A 21,520-nucleotide genomic window follows, 5' to 3' on the forward strand; every position below is an offset into this window, starting at 1 on the left:
ATTGAGAAATCAAATATTTTTTGGGGGGAAATAATCGCTGACGTGTTATCTTTATTTTAAAAAACATAAATAAAAAACGCCTCACCTTTTACCAACATGATGAGACGTTCGATTTATAGTGAATAATTTGTTATGAAATTTTTTCTTTAGAGTATAGGCGGTTTCCAACAAGCTTGGTTAAATCAACTACTCGTGCTGAATAGCCCCATTCATTGTCATACCAAGCAAGTACCTTTATTTTATTATCTTCCATGACGATTGTTGATAAGCCATCAATTATTGCTGAATAATTGGTTGTCGTATAGTCAATTGAAACTAGCGGATCCTCGCTATACTTTATAATCCCTGATAATTCATTCTCCGCCGCTTGTTTAAACACATTATTAACGTCTTCTTCTGTTACTGACTGTTTGATATCAACAACTAAGTCGACTAATGAAACATTTGGCGTAGGTACTCTTAAAGCCATTCCGTGTAATTTTCCATTTAAATGTGGTATAACTTCTGATAAAGCTTTAGCAGCTCCTGTACTTGTCGGGATAATCGATTGAGTACAACCTCTTGCTCGTCTTAAGTCCTTATGAGGGTTATCCAAGTTTTTCTGATCATTTGTAAAAGCATGAACAGTCGTCATTAAGCCATTAACAATCCCAAATTGATCATCCAAAACTTTGACAACTGGCGCTAGGCAATTTGTTGTACATGAAGCGTTGGAAATCACATCGTCAGTTTCTTCATTATATTCATCTTCGTTCACACCGATAACAATCGTATTATCTACTTGTTTACCAGGTGCTGTAATAACTACTTTTTTAGCTCCAGCTTTAAGATGACGTCCAGCTTCTTCTTTTGTTACAAATTGTCCTGTCGCTTCAATAACCACGTCGATATCATATTCTTTCCACGGGAGCTCCTCAGGATTTCGAGAATTAACAAGTGATATTTTGTGACCTTCTACTTCTATACCATCATCTAATGGTGTCACATTTGCATCAAAGGCACCATGAACACTATCATATTTAACCAAATGAGCTAATGTAGCTGATGGATAGCTGGCATTAATCGCTACAACCTCTATTTGACTGTCCTTCATCGCCTGTCTAAATACCATTCTTCCAATTCGTCCAAACCCATTTATTGCAATACGTGGCTTTCTCATTTGTGATCCTCCTGTATATGTCATACTTTTTATCGATAATCTAATAATAGTATAACATATTGAGGTGGAAAATGTTCTTGTTTTTGTAAGTTTTAGATGTTTATATATTCAAAAATATCTTTACATTTTTCGCATTATAGAACATGCCATTTTTTCAACAGGGATTCCAACTGGATGTAAGAGTCATGTTTAGACCCATTATTGTCAATCACTTCATCTGAAAGGGTTGCCTTTTCTTTTACAGGCATCTGTGATTTGATTCGTTTAAGCGCTTCTTCTTCTGAATAATTATTACGTTTCATTAATCGCTCCAGTTGTACTTTTTCATCTGCGTAAACAACAATCGTTTTATCCACTAAATGGGTTAGTTTACTTTCGAATAATAAAGGTATATCAAGGACTACACTTTTAAATTGTTTATTTATCAATTCATCTCGTTGACGTAGCATTTCTTTTCTAATCGCTGGATGGATAATATTGTTTAATTGAATTCGCTTCGCTTCATCAGAAAATATTAAATCCCCTAATGTAGCGCGATTTATTGTTTTTTCATCGGTTAAGACTTCTTCACCGAATTGATTAATAATTTCCTTGTATGCTTCCATTCCTGGTTCAACTACATCTCTAGAAATTTTATCCGCATCAATGACAGGTATGTTGAAGTCATCGAACATTCGTGATATCGTGCTTTTTCCTGTAGCAATACTTCCGGTTAAACCAATTGTTAATGTCATAATAAAACTCCTTCATACAACTCAGCTGTACTGGATAAATAGGTTATCACTTAACACCTAATCCATCATACTCTTGGCATTTTGTGCATATGTGAGTTCCCCGTCCACCAACTTTTATTTTTTCAATAGCTTGGCCACAATGTTTACATGGTTGGTTTTCTTGACCGTATACAAACAGTTCTTGTTGAAACATTCCCATTTCACCTTGTCCATTAACATATGACCTAATCGTTGTGCCACCTTTTGCAACTGCTTCTTTTAATATTGAGATGGCTTGTTTCCGGACAGCTTCGACTTCATATTCGGACAATAAATTAGCCTTTTTCTCCGGATGTACGCCAGCTTTAAATAGCGTTTCATCAACATATATATTCCCTAATCCAGCAACCACCGACTGATCAAGTAAGACTACTTTAATGACTCGGCTAGTTTTATTTAATTTATTATAAAAATAATCAAAAGTAAATTCATCATCAAATGGATCAGGACCAAGTTGTTGCAACGGCTTTTGAGACTTTTCCTGTCCCTTAGTAAAGAGATGCATTGTCCCGAATTTGCGAACATCGTTATATCTAAGTTCTGTTTGGTCAGTAAAACTAAATATCACATGAGTGTGCTTCTTTAACGGGGCATCATTAGAATGGAGACTATATTTCCCTTCCATACGTAAGTGGGATACCAGCATATAATCATCCAATTCAAATAATAAAAATTTACCCCTTCGATGTATATCATTGATTCTTTGACCGATTAACATATGTTTAAATGCCTCAATATCATCTGGTTTCTTAATAATATTTGGCCAATAAACACTAACTTCTTTAATTGTCTTATTTAACACTAATTGATTGAGTGTCTTTTTTATTGTTTCAACCTCTGGTAATTCAGGCATCTTGTTCTCTTCCCCTTACTTTGCGTCAAACCAACTGTTCCCGAAAGAATAATCAACTTTTAAAGGAACGTCTAATTGTACCGTATTTTCCATGACATCAGGAACAATGGTTTTTAATTCATCTATCTCTTCTTGTGGAGCTTCTAAAATAAGTTCGTCATGAACTTGCAAAAGTATATTTGCTTCCATTTTTTCATCTTTTAATCTTTTATCTAAATCAATCATAGCTTTCTTAATAATGTCCGCAGCACTCCCCTGAATTGGCGTATTCATCGCAGTTCGTTCTGCAAAACTACGTAAATTAAAGTTCCTACTTGTTATTTCTGGCAGATATCTTCTTCGCTTCATCAATGTAGAAACATACCCTTGATGCTTAGCCTCTTGAACAATATCATCCATATATTTACTAACACTTGGATAACTCTTAAAATATCTTTCAATGAAATGTTTAGCATCCTTACGAGTTATCCCTAAGTTTTGGGAAAGACCATAGTCACTTATACCATATACAATACCAAAATTGACGGCCTTTGCTTGTCTGCGCATATTTGAATCAATCTCGTCACGATTAAGATGGAATACATCCATTGCCGTTTGAGTATGAATATCTGTATCATCTTTGAATGCATTGATAAGTTTTTCATCTTTGGCAATATGAGCTAAAACACGAAGTTCAATTTGCGAGTAGTCGGCTGAAAAAATAACCCAATCTTTTTTTGAAGGAATGAATGCTTGTCTAATCTTTCTACCTTCCTCTAGACGTATAGGAATGTTTTGCAGGTTAGGTTCCACCGAACTTAAACGTCCTGTCTGAGTTAATGCTTGATTAAATCGTGTATGAATTTTATGAGTATCATTATCAACAACTTTTATTAAACCTTCAATATACGTTGATTGCAGTTTCCCCAACTGTCTGTATAAAAGAATCTTGGAAATGATTTCATGCTTATCTTCAAGTTTTTCAAGCACATCAGCAGCTGTTGAATAGCCTGTTTTCGTTTTTTTAATAACTGGAAGTTTTAGATTTTCAAACAGAACAATTCCTAGCTGTTTCGGTGAATTAATATTAAATTTTTCACCAGCAAGCTCAAAGATTTCTTTCTCAATATCATCTAGTCGTTGCTTTAATTCTATACGCATTTCTTCTAGGCGATCTACGTTAACTTTGACTCCAAGATGTTCCATTTCTCCTAGAATTAACGCAAGAGGCATCTCTAACTCTGTTAGCAATTCATATTGTGCATTATTTTGAAGTTCTATTTCAATATCATTTTTCAACTCAAATAAAAGCTTGGTTTTTCTTACGACATGTTCAGCTAATACAGATTGCTCCGGCAAGCTTAATTTTGCGCCTTTACCATATACTTCCTCATCAAACAATACATTTTTCTTGCCGTATCTGTTCGCTATCGCTGGAATACTATGATGATTTTCAGCAGGATTCACTAAATATGATGCAAGAAGCATGTCAAAATCTATACCTGCAAGATGGATCTCTTTATTTAATAGAGCAACCAATGCTTTTTTCGCATCAAAGACTATTTTCTTTTTATCCGAATCCTCTGCCCAGTCTTTGAATATTGTAGATTTAACAGCAACGTCTGTAGGGACAAAATAAGCCTGTTCGCTATTAACTATTCCAATTCCTTCGACTGGTGCTTGATGGTAATTATCGGTTAACATCTCTACAAAAATAGCTTCATTGCCAGTAAATATCGAGCCTGTCACTTTATCTAGAATTTGATATTCGATTTTTTGTAACTCGGCGCTTACTTCTTCATTTTCTGCATCCTCCCCATTTAATTTATTTAATAGGGAATTAAATTCTAAATCCTTGAATAGGTTGTGTACTTTACTTGATTCGAAACCAGTATAAGCAACATCATCCAGTTTAATTTTTGCAGGTGTACTCAAATCAATAGTTGCAAGTTCCTTACTTAAATAGGCATCATCTTTATAAGTAATAAGATTTTCTTTTAGTTTTTTTCCACTCACTTCATCTAAATGCTCATAAACATTATCTAGCGTTTTATATTCTTTCAACAGTTTCACAGCTGTCTTTTCACCAATTCCTGGAACCCCCGGGATATTATCTGACTTGTCTCCCATTAAGGCTTTCATATCAATGACCTGATTAGGTGATATTCCTACTTTTTCTTCCAAAATCTGAGGTGTATAGGCGTCTACTTCGCTGATTCCTTTTCTCGTTAAATTAACTGTTACTTTATCTGATACAAGTTGAAGTAAGTCTTTATCACCAGAAATGACTGTAACATCCCACTCTTTTTCTTTACCTTTTTGAGCAAGTGTTCCAATGATATCATCTGCTTCATATTGATCTAGTTCATAATGAGAAATATGGAATGCATCAAGCAACTCTCTTACTAAAGGAAATTGTTCTGATAGTTCTGGTGGTGTTTTTTGGCGGCCACCTTTATAATCCTTATATGTTTTATGTCTAAAGGTCGTTTTTCCTGCATCAAAAGCTACGAGCATATGTGATGGCTGTTCTTCTTCCAGGATACGAAACAACATGGTAGAGAAACCGTAAACAGCATTCGTGTATACACCTTTATCATTATTTAATAATGGTAAAGCAAAAAAAGCTCGATAAATTATACTATTACCATCAATTAAAACTAATTTTTTATTTGCCAACTGACTACCTCCCAATTTTTACACCTAATTATTTTTCATCATTCTATCAATGATTCGTTTATATCACTAGTTTTTCTAATTAGTAAAAGTTAGTTCCTTAGGAAAACAAACAGTGAAAGAAGAGCCTTTATTAATTTCACTCTCCACATTTATTTTCCCTCCATGAACTTCTACAATATGTTTGACAATAGCTAAGCCAAGACCTGTTCCACCTGTATTTCGGCTTCTAGCTTTATCTACCCGATAAAAACGTTCAAAGAGACGCGGTAAATCATCCTGATTGATTCCTATACCAGTGTCTTTAACGTTGATACGAATAAATTGATCAATTTCATCAATAGTTAATGTAACTTCACCTTCATCGGGTGTATAGCTAATCGCATTTCCAACCAAATTAATTAAGATTTGTTTTAATTTCTCACCATCTGCTGTTAAAATATACTCTTTTTCCATAAAATAATTAAGTGTAATATTTTTCTTTTCTGCTTGAAGCTTTACCATCGGCCACATATCAGCCACGATTTCTGATAGGTTGGTATTCGATATTTTCAGTTGAAAATCATCTTTTTCGAGCGTGGAAAGTGTTAGCAAATCTTCAACTAAAAATTGAAGCCGACTACTTTCTTCATAAATAATATTTAAGAAATGATTCTCAGTTTCTTTATTAGTTGCTTTATTATCCAATAAAGTTTCTGCAAATCCTTTAATAGAGGTGATTGGTGTTTTTAATTCATGCGAGACGTTTGCTACAAAATCTTTTCGCATCATAGCAACTTGTTTTAATTCGGTAATATCGTAGAGTACAATTACTGCACCTTTTAACATCTGTCTTTCATTGAATATTGGCGCACTTACAACTTCTATATATCTATCACCTGCGTCACTTGGAAGCGTAAAAGATTGTTTTATGTTTTTTTCATATAAAAATGCTTCCTGAACGGTATTCTGAATTTTCTCATCCTCGATGACATCGTAGTAAAGATAACCAATGTAATCATCTTTACTTTTGTTAAAAAGACTAAGGAATTTTCTATTGACTAAATGTAAGTATCCTTTTTCATCAACAAGCGCAAGGCCACTCTCTGTATTATTTAAAACAGTTAACAACTGTTTCGTCTTCATTTCTTCTTGAATGGTTAGTTCACTCAAACTCCTAGCTAGTTGATTGATGTTTTGGTTCAAATCAGCTATCATACCTTGAGCTTGATAGCGAACCCTTGCCCTGTAATTTCCCTGCACTAATTCTTCGATTGTTTCAACTGCTTTACTAATAGGTTTTAAGTATTTATTATAGACATAAAGTAACATCATTGAGAGAATAATAAATTCAATCCCTAGTATCGCAATTAAGATAATATATTCATCAGTTAGTCTGCTTAAAATAGCACCTGAGACAATCAGAAGAGCTAGAACTCCTAATAAGTATAGTGATAATGGTTTTTTGAATAGTGGTTTCATATCTTTTCTGGGTCCTCCATTTTATAGCCGAGTCCGCGTATTGTTATAATGTATGTTGGTTTTTTTGTAGATGGTTCAATTTTTTCTCTCAGTCGCCCTATATGAACATCGACAATTCGAGTATCCCCAACAAAGTCATAATCCCAAACATCTTTTAGTAATTGATTTCTTGATAAAACTTTTCCCTTATGTGTTACTAGATATAATAAAAGTTCAAATTCTTTTCGAGTGAATGTTAATTTCTGATGCTGAATAGTTACTTCGTTGCTGTCTGGATAGATGACTAAATCACCTATTTTTATTTTAGTATGTTCTAACGTTCTACTCAATTCAACCCTACGTAATATAGCATTTATACGTGCTATAACTTCTTTTGGGCTGAATGGTTTTGTTAAATAGTCGTCAGCCCCTACCTCTAATCCTTTAACCTTATCCATTTCATTATCTTTGGCAGTTAACATTAGGATGGGTGTATCTACATCGTGTTCCCTCAAATACCTGCATACTTCCATGCCATTTATTTCAGGAAGCATTAAGTCCAATATAATGAGATGGAAATCATGTGACATGGCTTTATTGATAGCATCCTTTCCATTATAGGAAACTTCAGTCATATAACCAGCTCTCTGAATATTAAAAGTTAATAACGTCACAATGGGTTCTTCATCATCTACGATTAAAATTTTTTGCTTCATCCACATTCCCCACTTTAATAAACAAATTGAACGTACTTAATCATTAAAAAATTAATCTCTTTCTATTATAATGCATTTAATCCATATTCGAAAACATTGTGTAAGATATGACAATTAAGGATAGGGCTTTGTTGTTTAAGTTAAATTTTTCTGGTATAATGGTAAGCGCTTACATTGCTGAGGGGGGTACCAAATTGATTGGTAAGAAACGAAAACTTGGTAAAAAAATTGAGGAACTTCGTATAGGTGATACCTATACAGCAGAACATATTATTTTAGATAAAGAATTATTATTGTATTTAGGTTTAACAGATGATGCAAACCCACTTTATATTCAACATGACTATGCATCACAAACACCTTACAATGAACCGATCGTGCCATCAGTCATGTTATTTGGAATGGTGTCTTCCGTTGTATCCATGCATTTACCAGGACCGGGAAGCCACATTATAAGACATGAAATGGCCTTTCCTAAACCTGTACACCATGAATCAAAAGTAAAATTAAATCTCGAAATCACTGCAATTCATAAAAAAGAACATTTTGTAAATATCAATATCGTTGGTTTTGACTTAAATGGTGATGAGGTAATTAAAGGAAATCTCGATGTCCAACCCGCCTACGAACTAAAATCCATCACCGCCAGCTCCTTAGAAAACTTTCTTTAAATAATTATAGAACAAACTTAAACTATCCAACCTTATAACTATAATAATACACAGTTGATATATTATGTGCAGTAACTAATGGGCTGTTTTCAACGCAAGCGTAATCATGACCGTCTGGGATCGCTCTGGGCGGATGCTTTCCGCGGGCACGGCTTCAGCCTCCTTGCCCCGGCAAGGGGTATGCCGGCGTTGTCCGCAAAGGACGGTTTTAGTCGGCCTTCATTAGCTTTACCCACTCTGCGGGGTCTTCAGACTCGTGGGACTGCACTATCGTTCGCCCCATCGAAAACCATTTGCTGTTCCCGCAGGACAAGAAAAACTTCGGCAGCTTTGCATCGCACGAAGAAAATGGTTTTAAATTTTCGAGGAGTCACCGCCCTGCGCTCACCCAGACTATTAAAGTTATTTAATACTATTATAAGCCAATTTTGTACAATGATATTACGCTGAAATCAGCGTAGGAAAAAATGCGGAGACTCCTGTGGGAGCTGAGGCCTAGATGAGACCCCGGAGAGCGTAGCTCGAGGAGGCTCATCAGCCGCCCACGGAAAGCGTAGCGTTTTTTTCCGTAGCGTTCGGATTATCGCTTACTTTCACAGAAGTGGTAAAGATTCTTAATCCAAACTATGTCGCAGTTTATGTATGATGCGATAGTTAGAAAGGTTCATTTAAAAAAGCATCTGTCATTTTGTATGACAGATGCTTAATAAGTTACTTGAGAATAGCAAGGACGTTTTTGACTGAGTCGGCTGATTTGTCTAAGGCTGATTTTTCTTCGTCAGTTAAATCAAGTTCTATTATTTCTTCAATTCCGCTTCCTCCAAGGACTGTTGGCACTCCTAAATAGATATCTGAATAACCATATTCCCCTTCTAAATAGGCAATTGAAGGTAGAACACGTCTTTGATCTTTCAAAATCGCTTCAGCCATTACAGTAAGTGAAGCGGCAGGGGCATAGTAGGCACTTCCATTGCCTAATAAGTTGACAATCTCCCCGCCACCTTTTCTTGTACGTTCTACAATCTCATCGAGTCGATCCTTTTCTATTAATGTTTCAAGTGGAATACCACCTGCATAAGAATAACGAATAAGTGGTACCATATCGTCTCCGTGACCACCAAGAACAAACCCTGTAATGTCTTTAACTGACAGATTTAATTCCTCAGCAACAAATGTGCGGAAACGAGCTGTATCCAACACGCCAGATTGTCCTATAACGTGCTCTTTCGGAAATCCAGACTCTTTAAAAACTGTGTACGTCATCGCATCCACTGGATTTGTTAAGACAACGATATAACAATCTGGAGAATATCGAACAATTTCCTTCGTTACAGATTTCATAATCTTTGCGTTTGTATTAACAAGATCGTCTCGACTCATTCCTGGTTTACGTGCAATGCCTGCCGTAATGATAACTAAATCTGAATCCTTTGTATCTTCGTAATTAGTGGATCCTAAAACATGAGCATCAAAGCCTTGGACAGGACTAGCTTCTAGCATATCCAATGCTTTACCTTTCGTTGGATTTTCCATATCGGGAATATCAACCAGCACAACATCGCCAAGCTCTTTTTGAGCAAGCATTAACGCGGTCGTCGCACCAGTGAATCCTGACCCCATGACCGAAATTTTTTTACGTCTAATTCCCATTGGTAATCCTCCTACTGGAACTTAGTCCATGTTTTTAATTAGTTCTTTACCAAATTCAGATGTCTTAACTTCTTGTGCACCATCCATCATACGAGCAAAGTCATATGTGACAACTTTTGATGCAATGGTTTTATCCATAGCTTTAGTAATTAAGTCTGCCGCTTCTCTCCAACCGAGATGCTCTAGCATAAGGACACCAGATAAAATGACTGAAGAAGGGTTAACTTTATCTAATCCTGCATACTTTGGTGCAGTTCCATGTGTTGCTTCAAAGATCGCATGACCTGTGTCATAGTTTATGTTCGCTCCCGGAGCAATTCCGATTCCACCTACTTGAGCTGCGAGCGCATCAGAGATATAATCTCCGTTCAAGTTCATAGTAACTACGACTTCATGATCTTTTGGACGAGTTAAAATAAGCTGTAAAAAGATATCTGCAATTGCATCTTTCACAATGATTTTACCCGCTTTTTCAGCTTCTTCTTGAGCTTTATTAGCAGCATCTTTACCGTCTTTTTCAACGATACGGTCGTATTCGGCCCAAGTAAATACTTTATCACCGAATTCTTCTTCTGCTACTTCATAGCCCCAAGTTTTGAAGGCACCTTCAGTGAACTTCATAATATTTCCTTTATGAACAAGTGTAACACTCTTACGCCCTTCATCAATTGCATAATTAATTGCTGAACGAACTAAACGCTTTGTTCCTTCTTCGGAAACTGGTTTAATTCCAATGCCAGAAGTCTCAGGGAAACGAATATTTTTTACATCCATCTCGTTTTGTAAAAAGTCGATAACCTTTTTAACCTCAGGAGTTCCTTCCTGCCACTCAATTCCTGCATAAATATCTTCTGTATTCTCACGGAAAATAGCCATATCAACATCTTCCGGATGCTTTACAGGTGAAGGTACACCGTCAAAATAACGAACTGGGCGTAGACATGTAAAGAGATCCAGCTCTTGACGTAAAGCTACGTTTAATGAACGGAATCCTCCCCCAATTGGTGTTGTTAATGGACCTTTGATGGCAATTTTATAATCATCAATTTGATCTAATGTTTCTTGTGGCAACCATTCGCCTGTTTTATTATACGCTTTCTCTCCAGCATAAACTTCTTTCCACTCAATCTTCTTGTCACCGTTATAAGCTTTTTCAACAGCTGCCTCTAAAACATTCTTAGCTGCTGCCCAAATATCTGGACCAGTTCCATCTCCCTCGATAAAAGGAATAATTGGTTCGTTAGGTACATTTAATTTTCCGTCTTTTTCTACAGTTATTTTTTCCCCATTTGTCATGATTAAATCCTCCTATAATCTTAATCCACATTACATATTATCACATTACACTGTTTCTTGCCTTATTTTCATTCGAATATAGATATAAAAGAACAAAAGCTGAAGCGCTCGGTTAGCCTCAGTCAAAGCTTAAGCAATGAGTCGCCGTGGCATCTTATGCCTGCAGAGATTAATTGCTTAAGACCTCGAGGGGCTGGGCGTTGAAGTTAGACGAACACTTTCAATACTAAGTTGACCAACCAGAATTTTTAATGTTATAGCGTCCTAAAGAGCAAGCAAATAGCCGGCATAACCGGCCATTTGTACTTACTTTCTATTTTCAATTGAAACATATTCTTGGGTATTAGGCCCAATATATTCAGCACGTGGACGGATAAGACGATTATTATCATATTGCTCGAGAATATGAGCAATCCATCCTGACACACGACTTACTGCAAAGATTGGTGTGAATAAATCATGTTCAATACCCATACTGTGATAAACTGATGCAGAATAAAAGTCAACGTTTGCTGGTAATCCCTTATCTTTTTTAATATAATCTTCAATTTTAACGGACATATTGTACCACTTTTCTTGTCCTGTTAGTTTTGTTAATTCTTTAGACATTTTCTTAAGGTGCTTCGCACGTGGGTCACCTTTACGGTACACCCTATGTCCCATTCCCATTATTTTTTCTTTTTTAGCGAGAGCATCTTTGATATAAGGAATCGCATTATCTTCTTCGCCAATCTCCGTTAACATTTTCATTACCCGCTCATTAGCCCCACCGTGTAATGGTCCTTTTAAAGCTCCAATAGCTGCCGTTACTCCGGAATACATATCCGATAAAGTGGCTACACATACTCTGGCAGTAAATGTAGAGGCATTTAACTCGTGATCAGCATGTAATACTAATGCTTTATTCATGGCTTCTATTTCAATATCCTCTGCTTCTTCTCCGTTGAGCATATATAAAAAGTTTGCTGCAAATCCCAAATCCTTTTTTGGTTTTACAGGATCTTTTCCTTGTCGAATTCGAGCAAATGCAGCGACAACTGTCGACATTTTCGCTTGAAGTCGGATAGCTTTTCGCATATTAGCGTCTTTCTCAACAACATCGGCTTCTTCATCATATAACCCTAAGATAGACACGACACTTCGAAGGGCGGCCATTGGATGGACAGATGATAAGTCATATGAACGTAAATGATCAATGACACCTTCTGGTACATCCATATTTTTTACTAAGTCCTCTTTTAATTCATTTAATTGTGATTCAGTAGGTAATTTTAAGTTCCATAATAAGTAAATGACTTCCTCAAAACTTGAATTTTCGGCTAAGTCATCAATTCGGTAGCCAACATATGTCAGCTGATCATCAATAATTGAACTGATTGACGATTGAGTTGCTATAACCCCTTCTAAACCTTTTGTTGCTGTCATAACAAACCCTCTCCTTTTTATATTTTTCTAACACTTATAAATAAAATATTAATATTTTATTGTCATCCCCATCCGTAATTATAGAGTATTCTGTCGCTAATGTGAATTGAAACCGACTATTTTCTTATAAATACTTTAATAATAGCAGTTTATATTCATTTTTCTCTATATAAGTAAGGCAACATTTTACACATTTTTCGTGAAAAATTCATTCTTCTAAATTAAGATTTATCAGCATATGTAATAGGGACAATCATATTTTATATTCTATTTAATGGAGTTGTTTATATATGTCTAACCATTATCTACTGATTATCCTAAGGTGTTTACTCGTTATCGGAGCTGTTTTTGTTTGTTATCTTCTATTCAAATATATTTATATATATATTTATCCATTTTTAATAGCAAGTGTACTTGCTCTTCTGATTATTCCATTAGTTAACCGGTTAGAGAGAACTGTCAAATTACCAAGAACAATTGCTACTCTACTTGTGATGGGTGTGATCTTAACAAGTTTATTAAGCTGTTTGGTATTAATTAGCACAGAAGTCTTTCATGGGACTTTGTATCTCGCGGATAAAATACCAACACATTTTCAGACATTCATTTCAATGTTGGATTCATTTATTAGCACAAAAATCATTCCCTTTTACGAAAAAGTCATGTCTTTATTTTATTCATTAAATCCAAATCATCAAGCAACCCTTACGAATTATATTCACAGTTTGAATAATTATATTGCTGATAAGGGGGCTATGCTTGTCCAAAGTTTTTTCTTGAAAGTCCCTTCTTTATTAACCTTACTTCCTAACTCAATTACAGTGACAATTTTTATAATATTAGCTACTTTTTTTATTACTAACGATTGGAAGTTAATTCAAAATCAAGCACTCAGAATTTTCCCTAGTTTACATCATTTAACTCAGGAATTATTAGGACATTTAAAAACAGTGATTTTAGACTATTTAAAGGCTCAATTAATATTGATTTTCATTACCAGCTGTCTCATTTATTCTGGTTTGCTAATATTAAAAATCGAACATGCTTTAACAATCAGCCTCTTTATTGCTTTTGTAGACTTACTTCCTGTGGTTGGAACAGGTTTCGTACTAATACCTTGGATATTATATTTATTTTTCACGGGGAATTATCCATTAACTATAGGATTAATTGTTGTCTACATGGTCGTTGTTTTAGTTCGTCAACTACTCGAACCTAAGATATTAACTGCAAGTATTGGCATTAATCCCCTTGCCGGTTTAATCATTCTTTTTATAAGCATACAAGTATTCGGAGGGATGGGGTTTTTAATGACGCCATTCATCCTTATTTTCTTTGCTGTGATGAAAAAAAGTGAGTTGCATATTAGATTGCTCCTCTTTATTAAAGGCGAAACTTAAAACTGCACTATCAACGACGATAAATTATTTTGTTCTTGGCAATCATTCGTTTAATCGTGTTCATTATCATGTGTTTAAAAATATTGCGTGTCACTGGTATAACCAACATGAATCCGAAAAAATCCGTGATAAATCCCGGGGTGAACAAAAAAACGCCTCCAACAAAAATACATATACCATTAATAATATATTCAGTAGGCGGTTCGCCGGCATTGATGGCTTGCTGGCCGCGGCGCCAAGTTTCTAAACCTTGTTGTTTAGTAATCATAACACCTAGCATACCTGTGACTAAAATTAAAGCTACAACCCACCAAGGTCCAATTATACCGCCAGCCCATATAAACACACCTATTTCAAGAGCTGGCAAAACTAAAAACAATATCAATAACCATCGCATATACAAGTTCACCCCACAAGTTTTAATTAGATATCTTATCTAAACATCTTAAAATCAGCAAAAGAGAAGGGTCTCCCCTTCTCTTCTTATCATAGCAGAGTAATACAAACAAAATAAAGACAAAAACCATTGCTTATAATACGTTGGCATGTCCCTTGTAGATGTCACCTTTCGTTCCATCTACAGTGATGTCTTGACCATCTTTAATCAGTTCAAATGCATCTTCAACTCCTACAATGACTGGAATCCCTAAGCTTAATCCAACAACCGCTGCATGAGAGGTTAGTCCACCTTCAACGGTTATAATTGCGGAAGCTTTTTCAATTGCTGGCATCATTTCTCTATCAGATCCATATGTGATAATAATATCGCCATTTGCAACGTTATTAATGGCTTCTGTAGCACTTTTAGCATGAACAGCCTTACCATAAGCACTTTTCTTACCTATACCTTGTCCTTTTGCAAGTACATCGCCGATTATATGAACTTTCATCAAGTTCGTTGTACCACTTTCACCAACAGGTACGCCGGCAGTTATAATAACTTTACTGCCTCGTTTAAACAGATTGGAACTTAACCCTTTATCAATCGCTACATCTAACATTTCATCCGTCGAGTTTGCTTGTTTACCTATAATAGGATAGACACCCCATGCTAAAGCTAATTGGCGACTGATTGCCCCTGTAAAAGTAACAGCAACAATTGGAGCTTGTGGTCTATATTTTGAAATCATGCGTGCCGTATGACCACTTTCAGTTGGAGTTATAATCGCACTTACTGATAAATTCATAGCTGTATGTGTAACAGATTGGCTAATTGCTTCAGTAATAGACATTGCAATTGATTTGGAACGTTTCTTTAAAATCAATTTATGATCTAGACCTGTTTCTGTTTTAACAGCTATATCATGCATAGTCTGAACGGACTCAACTGGGTAATTACCTGCAGCTGTTTCACCAGATAGCATAATAGCGTCAGAACCATCAAAAATTGCGTTCGCTACGTCAGATGCTTCAGCTCTTGTTGGTCGTGGATTACGCTGCATTGAATCTAACATTTGAGTTGCAGTAATGACTGGTTTTCCTTCAAGATTACATTCTTTAATGAGCTTCTTTTGTGCAAGAGGAACGTCTTCAGGAGGAATTTCCACACCTAAATCACCACGAGCAACCATTACTCCATCACTAACTTCCAAGATGCTTTTAATATTATCTACACCTTCTTGATTCTCAATTTTTGGAATCAAATGAATGTGTGTACCATTATTTTCTTCTAATAGTTCTCTTATTTCAAGAATATCACTTGCTCTTCGCACAAAAGATGCAGCAATAAAGTCAATGTCTTGTTCAATACCAAACAAAATATCCTTAGCGTCTTTTTCAGTAATTCCAGGTAAATTAACACTTACATTAGGAACATTGACTCCCTTATTATTTTTCAATTCACCTGAATTTAGAGCTTTTGTTTCAATCTCGTTAGCTTCATGGTCGATCTTTACAACTTCAAGCTCAATGAGACCATCATCAAGTAATATTTTTGAACCTTTATGAACATCATTAATAAGACCTTCGTAAGTTACTGAGAAACGCTCTGCAGTACCTTCAATATCTTTCATGGAAACATAAACAGTGTCGTCTTTATTGATATACACTTCACCGTCAACAAATTTTCTTGTTCTAATTTCTGGACCTTTTGTATCAAGTAATATGGCAACTGTTTTCCCAGTATTTTTAGAAGCGGTTCTAATATTTTTAATGCGCGCTTGATGTTCTTCAAAGTTACCATGTGAGAAATTCAAGCGAGCAACATTCATGCCTGCATGAATTAATTTCTCTAACGTCTCAACTGATTCTGATGCTGGACCTATTGTACAAACAATCTTTGTTTTCCTCATAATAATTGCCTCCTAATGAATATACTACCCGGTGTCGATTAATCAATTAAATTGATAGTTCTTGTGATAACTTATACATATCCATATTTACCACATGCTTTTCTGCGAGAATCTCTTCAATAGAAAAGTCGATCAATTCATTATTATATAATCCTACCATCCGGCCTTCTTTACCTTCTAATAATAAATCAACTGCTTTTGCACCCAATCGACTCGCAAGCACACGATCAGCTGCTGTAGGAGAGCCGCCACGTTGAATATGACCTAAAACAGTGACTCGGGTTTCTAAGTTAATGGCTTCTTTAATTTTATCACCATACTCTATACCACTGCCAACCCCTTCAGCAAGCACGATAATACTATGTTTTTTACCACGTTTCATACCTTTTTCAAGTCGCTCTATAACATCATCAAAGTCAGCTTGTTTTTCAGGAATTAAAATACTTTCCGCCCCGTCTGCTAAGCCTGACCATAAAGCAAGATCTCCAGCATCTCTTCCCATAACTTCAATCACGTATGTTCTCTCATGAGATGTTGCTGTATCACGTATTTTATCAATTGCTTCAATAATTGTATTCAAAGCCGTATCAAAACCAATTGTAAAGTTTGTTCCTGCTATATCATTATCAATTGTTGCAGGAACACCTATGCATGGAAAACCTTTTTCCGTTAGTTTTTGTGCACCATGAAAAGATCCATCTCCGCCAATAACGACCAAAGCATCAATACCAAATTTTTCCAATTGTTCAATGCCTTTTTGTTGACCGGCGTCTGTTTTAAATTCTTCACAACGCGCTGAAAAAAGGATGGTACCGCCTCGATGAATTATATCACCTACAGAGCCCAATTCCATTTTCTTAATATTACCCTCAATAAGTCCTTGATAGCCATTATTAATACCATAAACTTCCAGACCGTGATATATACATTTTCTTGTCACTGCCCGTATCGCTGCGTTCATTCCAGGGGCGTCTCCCCCACTTGTTAATATCCCTATTTTATTCATTCTTTCACCTCTAATTTACCTTTCTTCAAGAAAAAAGTTTTTAATAAACGAATCATTTTTACCAATTTAATCATGTGAAATTTATTCATTCATTATTAAGATAAACCGACCAGTATAAAATATCAATCAAAAACAAATGAATTATCCATTCTAACTTAATTTCTTAAAAACTTATGACAGATAACTTCGATAAATACTTTCATCTAATGTTTACCCGTAAACCAGTGTAACTAAAAACATTAAAGAGGTTGACCTTTTGCCAACCTCTTTAAATGAAACATTATGATTCTATATAATCCCCGATTTGTTTATACTTTTCCCATCTTTTTTCTAACAAGTCATCAATCGGAATTTCTCTTAATTTTTTTATTGATTGCTCTAATATAATATCTATGTTTTCCGCTTGCTGTTTCATATTTCGGTGAGCTCCGCCTTTTGGTTCGGGAATGATTTTATCAATGATTTCAAGTTCGTGTAGATCATAAGATGTGATTCTCATGGATTCAGCTGCATTTTTTGCTAATGCTGAATCCTTCCATAATAAAGCTGCAGCGCCTTCTGGGGAGATAACAGAATAAGTTGAGTTTTCAAGCATATGAATATAGTCACCAACTCCAAGGGCTAAAGCTCCCCCACTACCACCTTCTCCTATAACAATACAAATAATAGGAATCTTTAATCCAGCCATTTCTACCAGATTACGCGCGATAGCTTCACTCTGGCCACGTTCTTCCGCTTCCTTACCTGGGTGAGCACCTTTCGTATCGATAAAACATATAATAGGCCTATTAAATTTTTCAGCTTGCTTCATATGACGTAACGCTTTTCTATAACCTTCTGGATGAGGCATCCCAAAGTTTCTGCGTATATTCTCCTTTGTATCCCTACCACGTTGATGTCCAATAACAGTAACAGGATTATCCTTATAGTAGGCCACTCCCGCAACAATCGCTTCATCATCTCCAAAAGCACGGTCCCCATGAAATTCAATAAATTCCGTGAAAATTTCATCAATATAGTCCAGCGTCGTTGGTCTCTCCTGGTGTCTGGCCATCTGAACACGATCCCATGGTTTAAGATTACCATATATTTCATCTTCTAAGTGAGCCAATCTTCTTTCTAAAGTACTCACTTCTTCAGATAAATCAATGTCACTGTGTTTTGTAAACTCTTTAAGTTCAGCAATTTTTTCTTTCAAACTAACAATAGGTTTCTCGAATTCAAGGACTTGTTTCACTTGCCAACACCACCTTTAGCATGCATCTCTAATAATGTTTTGAGCAGGTGTTTCATATCATGTCGATGAACAACTTTATCCAACTGGCCATGTTTCATTAGAAATTCAGCAGTTTGAAAATCATCTGGAAGTTCTTCTCGTATTGTTTGCTCAATAATTCGTCTTCCAGCAAAGCCAATCAAAGCTCCAGGTTCTGCAAAATTATAATCACCTACGGATGCGAAGCTTGCCGAGACACCACCTGTTGTAGGGTGTGTCATGACGGAAATCATTAAACCTCCTGCTTCTGAAAACCGACTTATAGCGACTGAAGCTTTAGTCATTTGCATCAAACTTAGAACACCTTCTTGCATCCGAGCTCCACCAGATGCTGTAAATATTATAAAAGGCAATGATTCATTCTTCGCATTTTCAATCGCCCGGGCTATTTTTTCCCCAATAACTGAGCCCATGCTGCCCATTCTAAAACCTGCATCCATGACTGCAAAGGCTGTAGCTTGTCCGTCAATTAAGCCTTTACCGGTAACAACTCCTTCATTTAAACCGGTTTTTTTACGATCCTTTTCAATTTTCTCTTCGTAATCTGGAAAGGACAATGGATTACTAGAAGTCATCGATTGATCCCATTCCTCAAAGGTGTCTTGATCAAACAAACTATCAATTCTTTCCCATGCGCTAAGCTGATTATGAAGTCCGCAGTTAGGACAGACGTTTAGATTTTTCTTCAATTCTTTACGATAATATATTTTATAACAATTATTACATTTTTTCATAATTCCTTCTGGTACTTCTGATTTAACTTGTTCACTTGGTATGGTTGCATATCTTCTTTTTTTGCTAAATAGATCTTTAAAAATGATTAATCCCCCTTTGCCAAACCATATCTTTTATGTTGTTTGTTCTACTTCCTTCTTCTAGTTTATCTTATTTAGGTTAAAAAATATGTCATTATTTGTCTAGAACCATATAATTATTATTTAAAGTGATTTTCAATGTTTTTTAGAAGTTGTGTTAAATACTTTGTTTTGAATTATGATAGTTTACAAATAATCCTTCAATCGCTTGGAAGTCTCTAGCTTCATAAATATGAACAAGCTTTGAATAAAATGAACGCTCATAAAATGATTCACTTATTTGACGGGAGAATTCTTGCATTAATCCCCATATTTTTATTAGAAATAAGTTGTTTGTTCTGTTAAATACATATTCAAAAAAAGCAATATGACACTTTATTGGATTATCTTCATATGAATGAATAATTGACTTTAAATCTTCCAAATTATTTTGTTCTATATCATTAAAAGCAAGCTTTAAACCTTCTTTTTCTAAAGATTGCTTTACAAATAAGATATCCTTCTTTGTATTGCTCTCAAGGAGGATGAATGAAGCTAGCAACTCTACAGTATGAAAGGGACGATAAGTGCTCAAATATGTTCCTTCCCCGTGCCTCACTTCAATAAGACCTAATAACTCCATCGATCTCAATGCTTCCCTAATCGAAGACCTTGATGCCCCAAGTTTTTCCGATAAATCTCGTTCTGAGGGCAATTTATCTCCAGATTGTAAGTTATGCTTTTCAATAAATTTTCGAATCTCGTTTAAAACGTCTTGGTAAACTTTTTGCTTTGGCGACATGGACACAGCCATGATCCACTCCTTTAAGAAATTCCAATCGAATTATTTATCAATTTGTGATAGTTGTCTTGTTCTTTCTGCCACTTCGTCAGGATCGACTTGAATACGAGCTACCCCTGAATCCATAGCTGCTTTAGCAACACTAGCGGCCACGGCTGAAGCAACACGTGGATCAAATGGTCCTGGAATAACATAATCTTCATTTCTCTCTTCATCACTAATTAAAGTAGCAATCGCTTCGGCGGCTGCAATTTTCATTTTTTCATTAATTCGGGTTGCCCTAACATCTATAGCACCACGGAATATACCTGGAAATGCAAGCACGTTATTAACTTGGTTAGGAAAATCTGAACGGCCAGTGCCGATCACTCTAGCGCCTGCCTCTTTTGCTTCATCTGGCATAATTTCAGGTTCAGGATTGGCCATCGCAAAAAGTATTGCATCAGAATTCATCTTACTGACCATCTCTTTTGTTAAAGCTCCACCAACAGACACGCCAATAAATACATCAGCACCTTCTAACACATCTTCTAACTGGCCTTCTAATTTATCTTTATTAGTAAATTTTGCAATTTCTTCTTTCACTTCATTCATGCCATGATCTCGGCCTTCATAAATTGCTCCTCTTGAATCACATAATATTATGTCGCGAACGCCGAAACTATATAGTAAGCGGATAATAGCAACTCCTGCAGCACCCGCGCCATTAGCCACTATTTTAATATCTGAAAATGATTTATTAACTTCTTTAAGAGCGTTGATTAAGCCGGCCACCGTAACAATAGCTGTTCCGTGTTGATCATCATGAAAAATCGGGATATTTGTTTCTTTCTTTAGTCGTTCTTCAATTATAAAACAGTTAGGCGCAGCAATATCTTCCAAGTTAACTCCACCAAATGTTGGTTCCATTAACTTGACGGTTTGCACAATTTCATCGATATTTTCTGTATCTAGACATATTGGAAAAGCGTCGACCCCTGCAAAACTTTTGAAAAGAACAGATTTCCCTTCCATAACAGGAAGCGAGGCTTCAGGGCCTATATTACCTAATCCAAGTACAGCCGATCCATTACTGACGACAGCAACCATATTACCTTTCATTGTATAATCGTACACCGTCTCTTTACGATCATAAATTTCTTTACAAGGTTCCGCGACACCAGGTGAATAAGCTAGACTTAAATCCTCTTCATTTCTCACTTCCACTTTTGCTTTCGTTGTAAGTTTACCTTGTTTTATTTTATGCATATGTAAAGCTTTATTACGCAAGTTTTTCATTGTTACGTTCTCTCCTTTTAACTAGGTGGTCTGAC

18 protein-coding genes are annotated in these 21,520 nt (G+C 35.8%); 2 read left to right on the forward strand and 16 right to left on the reverse strand.

Annotated elements, in window-relative coordinates:
• Positions 1-130: 130 nt before the first annotated feature.
• The 6 genes from KQI49_RS14750 to KQI49_RS14775 all read right to left on the reverse strand — a co-directional run bounded on the left by KQI49_RS14750 (position 131) and on the right by KQI49_RS14775 (position 7,596).
• Positions 131-1,159 carry a glyceraldehyde-3-phosphate dehydrogenase gene (locus KQI49_RS14750; RefSeq protein WP_216490182.1) on the reverse strand — a complete coding sequence of 343 codons (1,029 nt, stop codon included), beginning with the start codon at positions 1,157-1,159 and terminating at the stop codon, positions 131-133.
• 134 nt (positions 1,160-1,293) lie between these two features.
• Entirely contained in the window at positions 1,294-1,893 is a 600-nt protein-coding gene (coaE, locus tag KQI49_RS14755) for a dephospho-CoA kinase (protein WP_216490184.1), read from the reverse strand.
• Between the two features lie 46 nt (positions 1,894-1,939).
• The gene (mutM, locus tag KQI49_RS14760; protein WP_216490186.1) at positions 1,940-2,785 is read right to left on the reverse strand and encodes a DNA-formamidopyrimidine glycosylase; all 846 of its coding nucleotides are present in this window, start codon (positions 2,783-2,785) and stop codon (positions 1,940-1,942) included.
• Positions 2,786-2,800: 15 nt separating this feature from the next.
• A complete protein-coding gene (gene polA / locus KQI49_RS14765; protein ID WP_216490188.1) occupies positions 2,801-5,443 on the reverse strand; it encodes a DNA polymerase I in 2,643 nt (880 codons plus the stop codon).
• Positions 5,444-5,518: 75 nt separating this feature from the next.
• Positions 5,519-6,901: a two-component system histidine kinase PnpS gene (gene pnpS / locus KQI49_RS14770; RefSeq protein ID WP_216490190.1), complete on the reverse strand. Its 1,383-nt coding sequence runs from the start codon at positions 6,899-6,901 to the stop codon at positions 5,519-5,521.
• Positions 6,898-7,596: a response regulator transcription factor gene (locus KQI49_RS14775; RefSeq protein WP_216490192.1), complete on the reverse strand. Its 699-nt coding sequence runs from the start codon at positions 7,594-7,596 to the stop codon at positions 6,898-6,900. Before KQI49_RS14775 ends, pnpS begins: the two co-directional genes overlap by 4 nt.
• A 194-nt stretch (positions 7,597-7,790) precedes the next feature.
• On the opposite strand from KQI49_RS14775, the gene KQI49_RS14780 reads away from it, so the two are divergent.
• Positions 7,791-8,267 carry a MaoC/PaaZ C-terminal domain-containing protein gene (locus KQI49_RS14780; protein WP_216490194.1) on the forward strand — a complete coding sequence of 159 codons (477 nt, stop codon included), beginning with the start codon at positions 7,791-7,793 and terminating at the stop codon, positions 8,265-8,267.
• Between the two features lie 711 nt (positions 8,268-8,978).
• On the opposite strand, the gene mdh is transcribed toward KQI49_RS14780, so the two are convergent.
• The 3 genes from mdh to citZ all read right to left on the reverse strand — a co-directional run bounded on the left by mdh (position 8,979) and on the right by citZ (position 12,638).
• A complete protein-coding gene (gene mdh, locus KQI49_RS14785) occupies positions 8,979-9,917 on the reverse strand; it encodes a malate dehydrogenase (protein ID WP_216490196.1) in 939 nt (312 codons plus the stop codon).
• A 21-nt stretch (positions 9,918-9,938) separates the two neighbouring features.
• Positions 9,939-11,213, reverse strand: coding sequence for an NADP-dependent isocitrate dehydrogenase (gene icd / locus KQI49_RS14790; protein WP_216490198.1), 1,275 nt, complete (start codon positions 11,211-11,213; stop codon positions 9,939-9,941).
• Between the two features lie 306 nt (positions 11,214-11,519).
• The gene (citZ, locus tag KQI49_RS14795) at positions 11,520-12,638 is read right to left on the reverse strand and encodes a citrate synthase (protein ID WP_216490200.1); all 1,119 of its coding nucleotides are present in this window, start codon (positions 12,636-12,638) and stop codon (positions 11,520-11,522) included.
• Between the two features lie 290 nt (positions 12,639-12,928).
• On the opposite strand from citZ, the gene ytvI reads away from it, so the two are divergent.
• Positions 12,929-14,038: a sporulation integral membrane protein YtvI gene (gene ytvI / locus KQI49_RS14800; protein WP_216490202.1), complete on the forward strand. Its 1,110-nt coding sequence runs from the start codon at positions 12,929-12,931 to the stop codon at positions 14,036-14,038.
• Between the two features lie 10 nt (positions 14,039-14,048).
• Here the strand turns inward: ytvI and KQI49_RS14805 are convergent, their stop codons facing one another.
• From KQI49_RS14805 to ystJ, 7 genes are all read right to left on the reverse strand, one after another.
• Complete coding sequence (locus KQI49_RS14805) at positions 14,049-14,435, reverse strand: FxsA family protein (RefSeq protein WP_216490204.1); 387 nt, start codon at positions 14,433-14,435, stop codon at positions 14,049-14,051.
• Between the two features lie 133 nt (positions 14,436-14,568).
• The gene (gene pyk / locus KQI49_RS14810; protein ID WP_216490206.1) at positions 14,569-16,329 is read right to left on the reverse strand and encodes a pyruvate kinase; all 1,761 of its coding nucleotides are present in this window, start codon (positions 16,327-16,329) and stop codon (positions 14,569-14,571) included.
• A gap of 46 nt (positions 16,330-16,375) precedes the next feature.
• The gene (gene pfkA, locus KQI49_RS14815) at positions 16,376-17,335 is read right to left on the reverse strand and encodes a 6-phosphofructokinase (protein WP_216490208.1); all 960 of its coding nucleotides are present in this window, start codon (positions 17,333-17,335) and stop codon (positions 16,376-16,378) included.
• Between the two features lie 280 nt (positions 17,336-17,615).
• Positions 17,616-18,572 carry an acetyl-CoA carboxylase carboxyl transferase subunit alpha gene (gene accA / locus KQI49_RS14820; RefSeq protein ID WP_216490210.1) on the reverse strand — a complete coding sequence of 319 codons (957 nt, stop codon included), beginning with the start codon at positions 18,570-18,572 and terminating at the stop codon, positions 17,616-17,618.
• Positions 18,569-19,429, reverse strand: coding sequence for an acetyl-CoA carboxylase, carboxyltransferase subunit beta (accD, locus tag KQI49_RS14825; protein ID WP_216490290.1), 861 nt, complete (start codon positions 19,427-19,429; stop codon positions 18,569-18,571). Before accD ends, accA begins: the two co-directional genes overlap by 4 nt.
• 154 nt (positions 19,430-19,583) lie before the next feature.
• The gene (locus KQI49_RS14830) at positions 19,584-20,219 is read right to left on the reverse strand and encodes a FadR/GntR family transcriptional regulator (RefSeq protein ID WP_216490212.1); all 636 of its coding nucleotides are present in this window, start codon (positions 20,217-20,219) and stop codon (positions 19,584-19,586) included.
• A 30-nt stretch (positions 20,220-20,249) separates the two neighbouring features.
• Entirely contained in the window at positions 20,250-21,485 is a 1,236-nt protein-coding gene (gene ystJ / locus KQI49_RS14835) for an NADP-dependent malic enzyme (RefSeq protein WP_216490214.1), read from the reverse strand.
• Positions 21,486-21,520: the final 35 nt, after the last annotated feature.

It is taken from the genome of Virgibacillus sp. MSJ-26 (assembly GCF_018918075.1).
Lineage (GTDB): Bacteria > Bacillota > Bacilli > Bacillales > Amphibacillaceae > MSJ-26.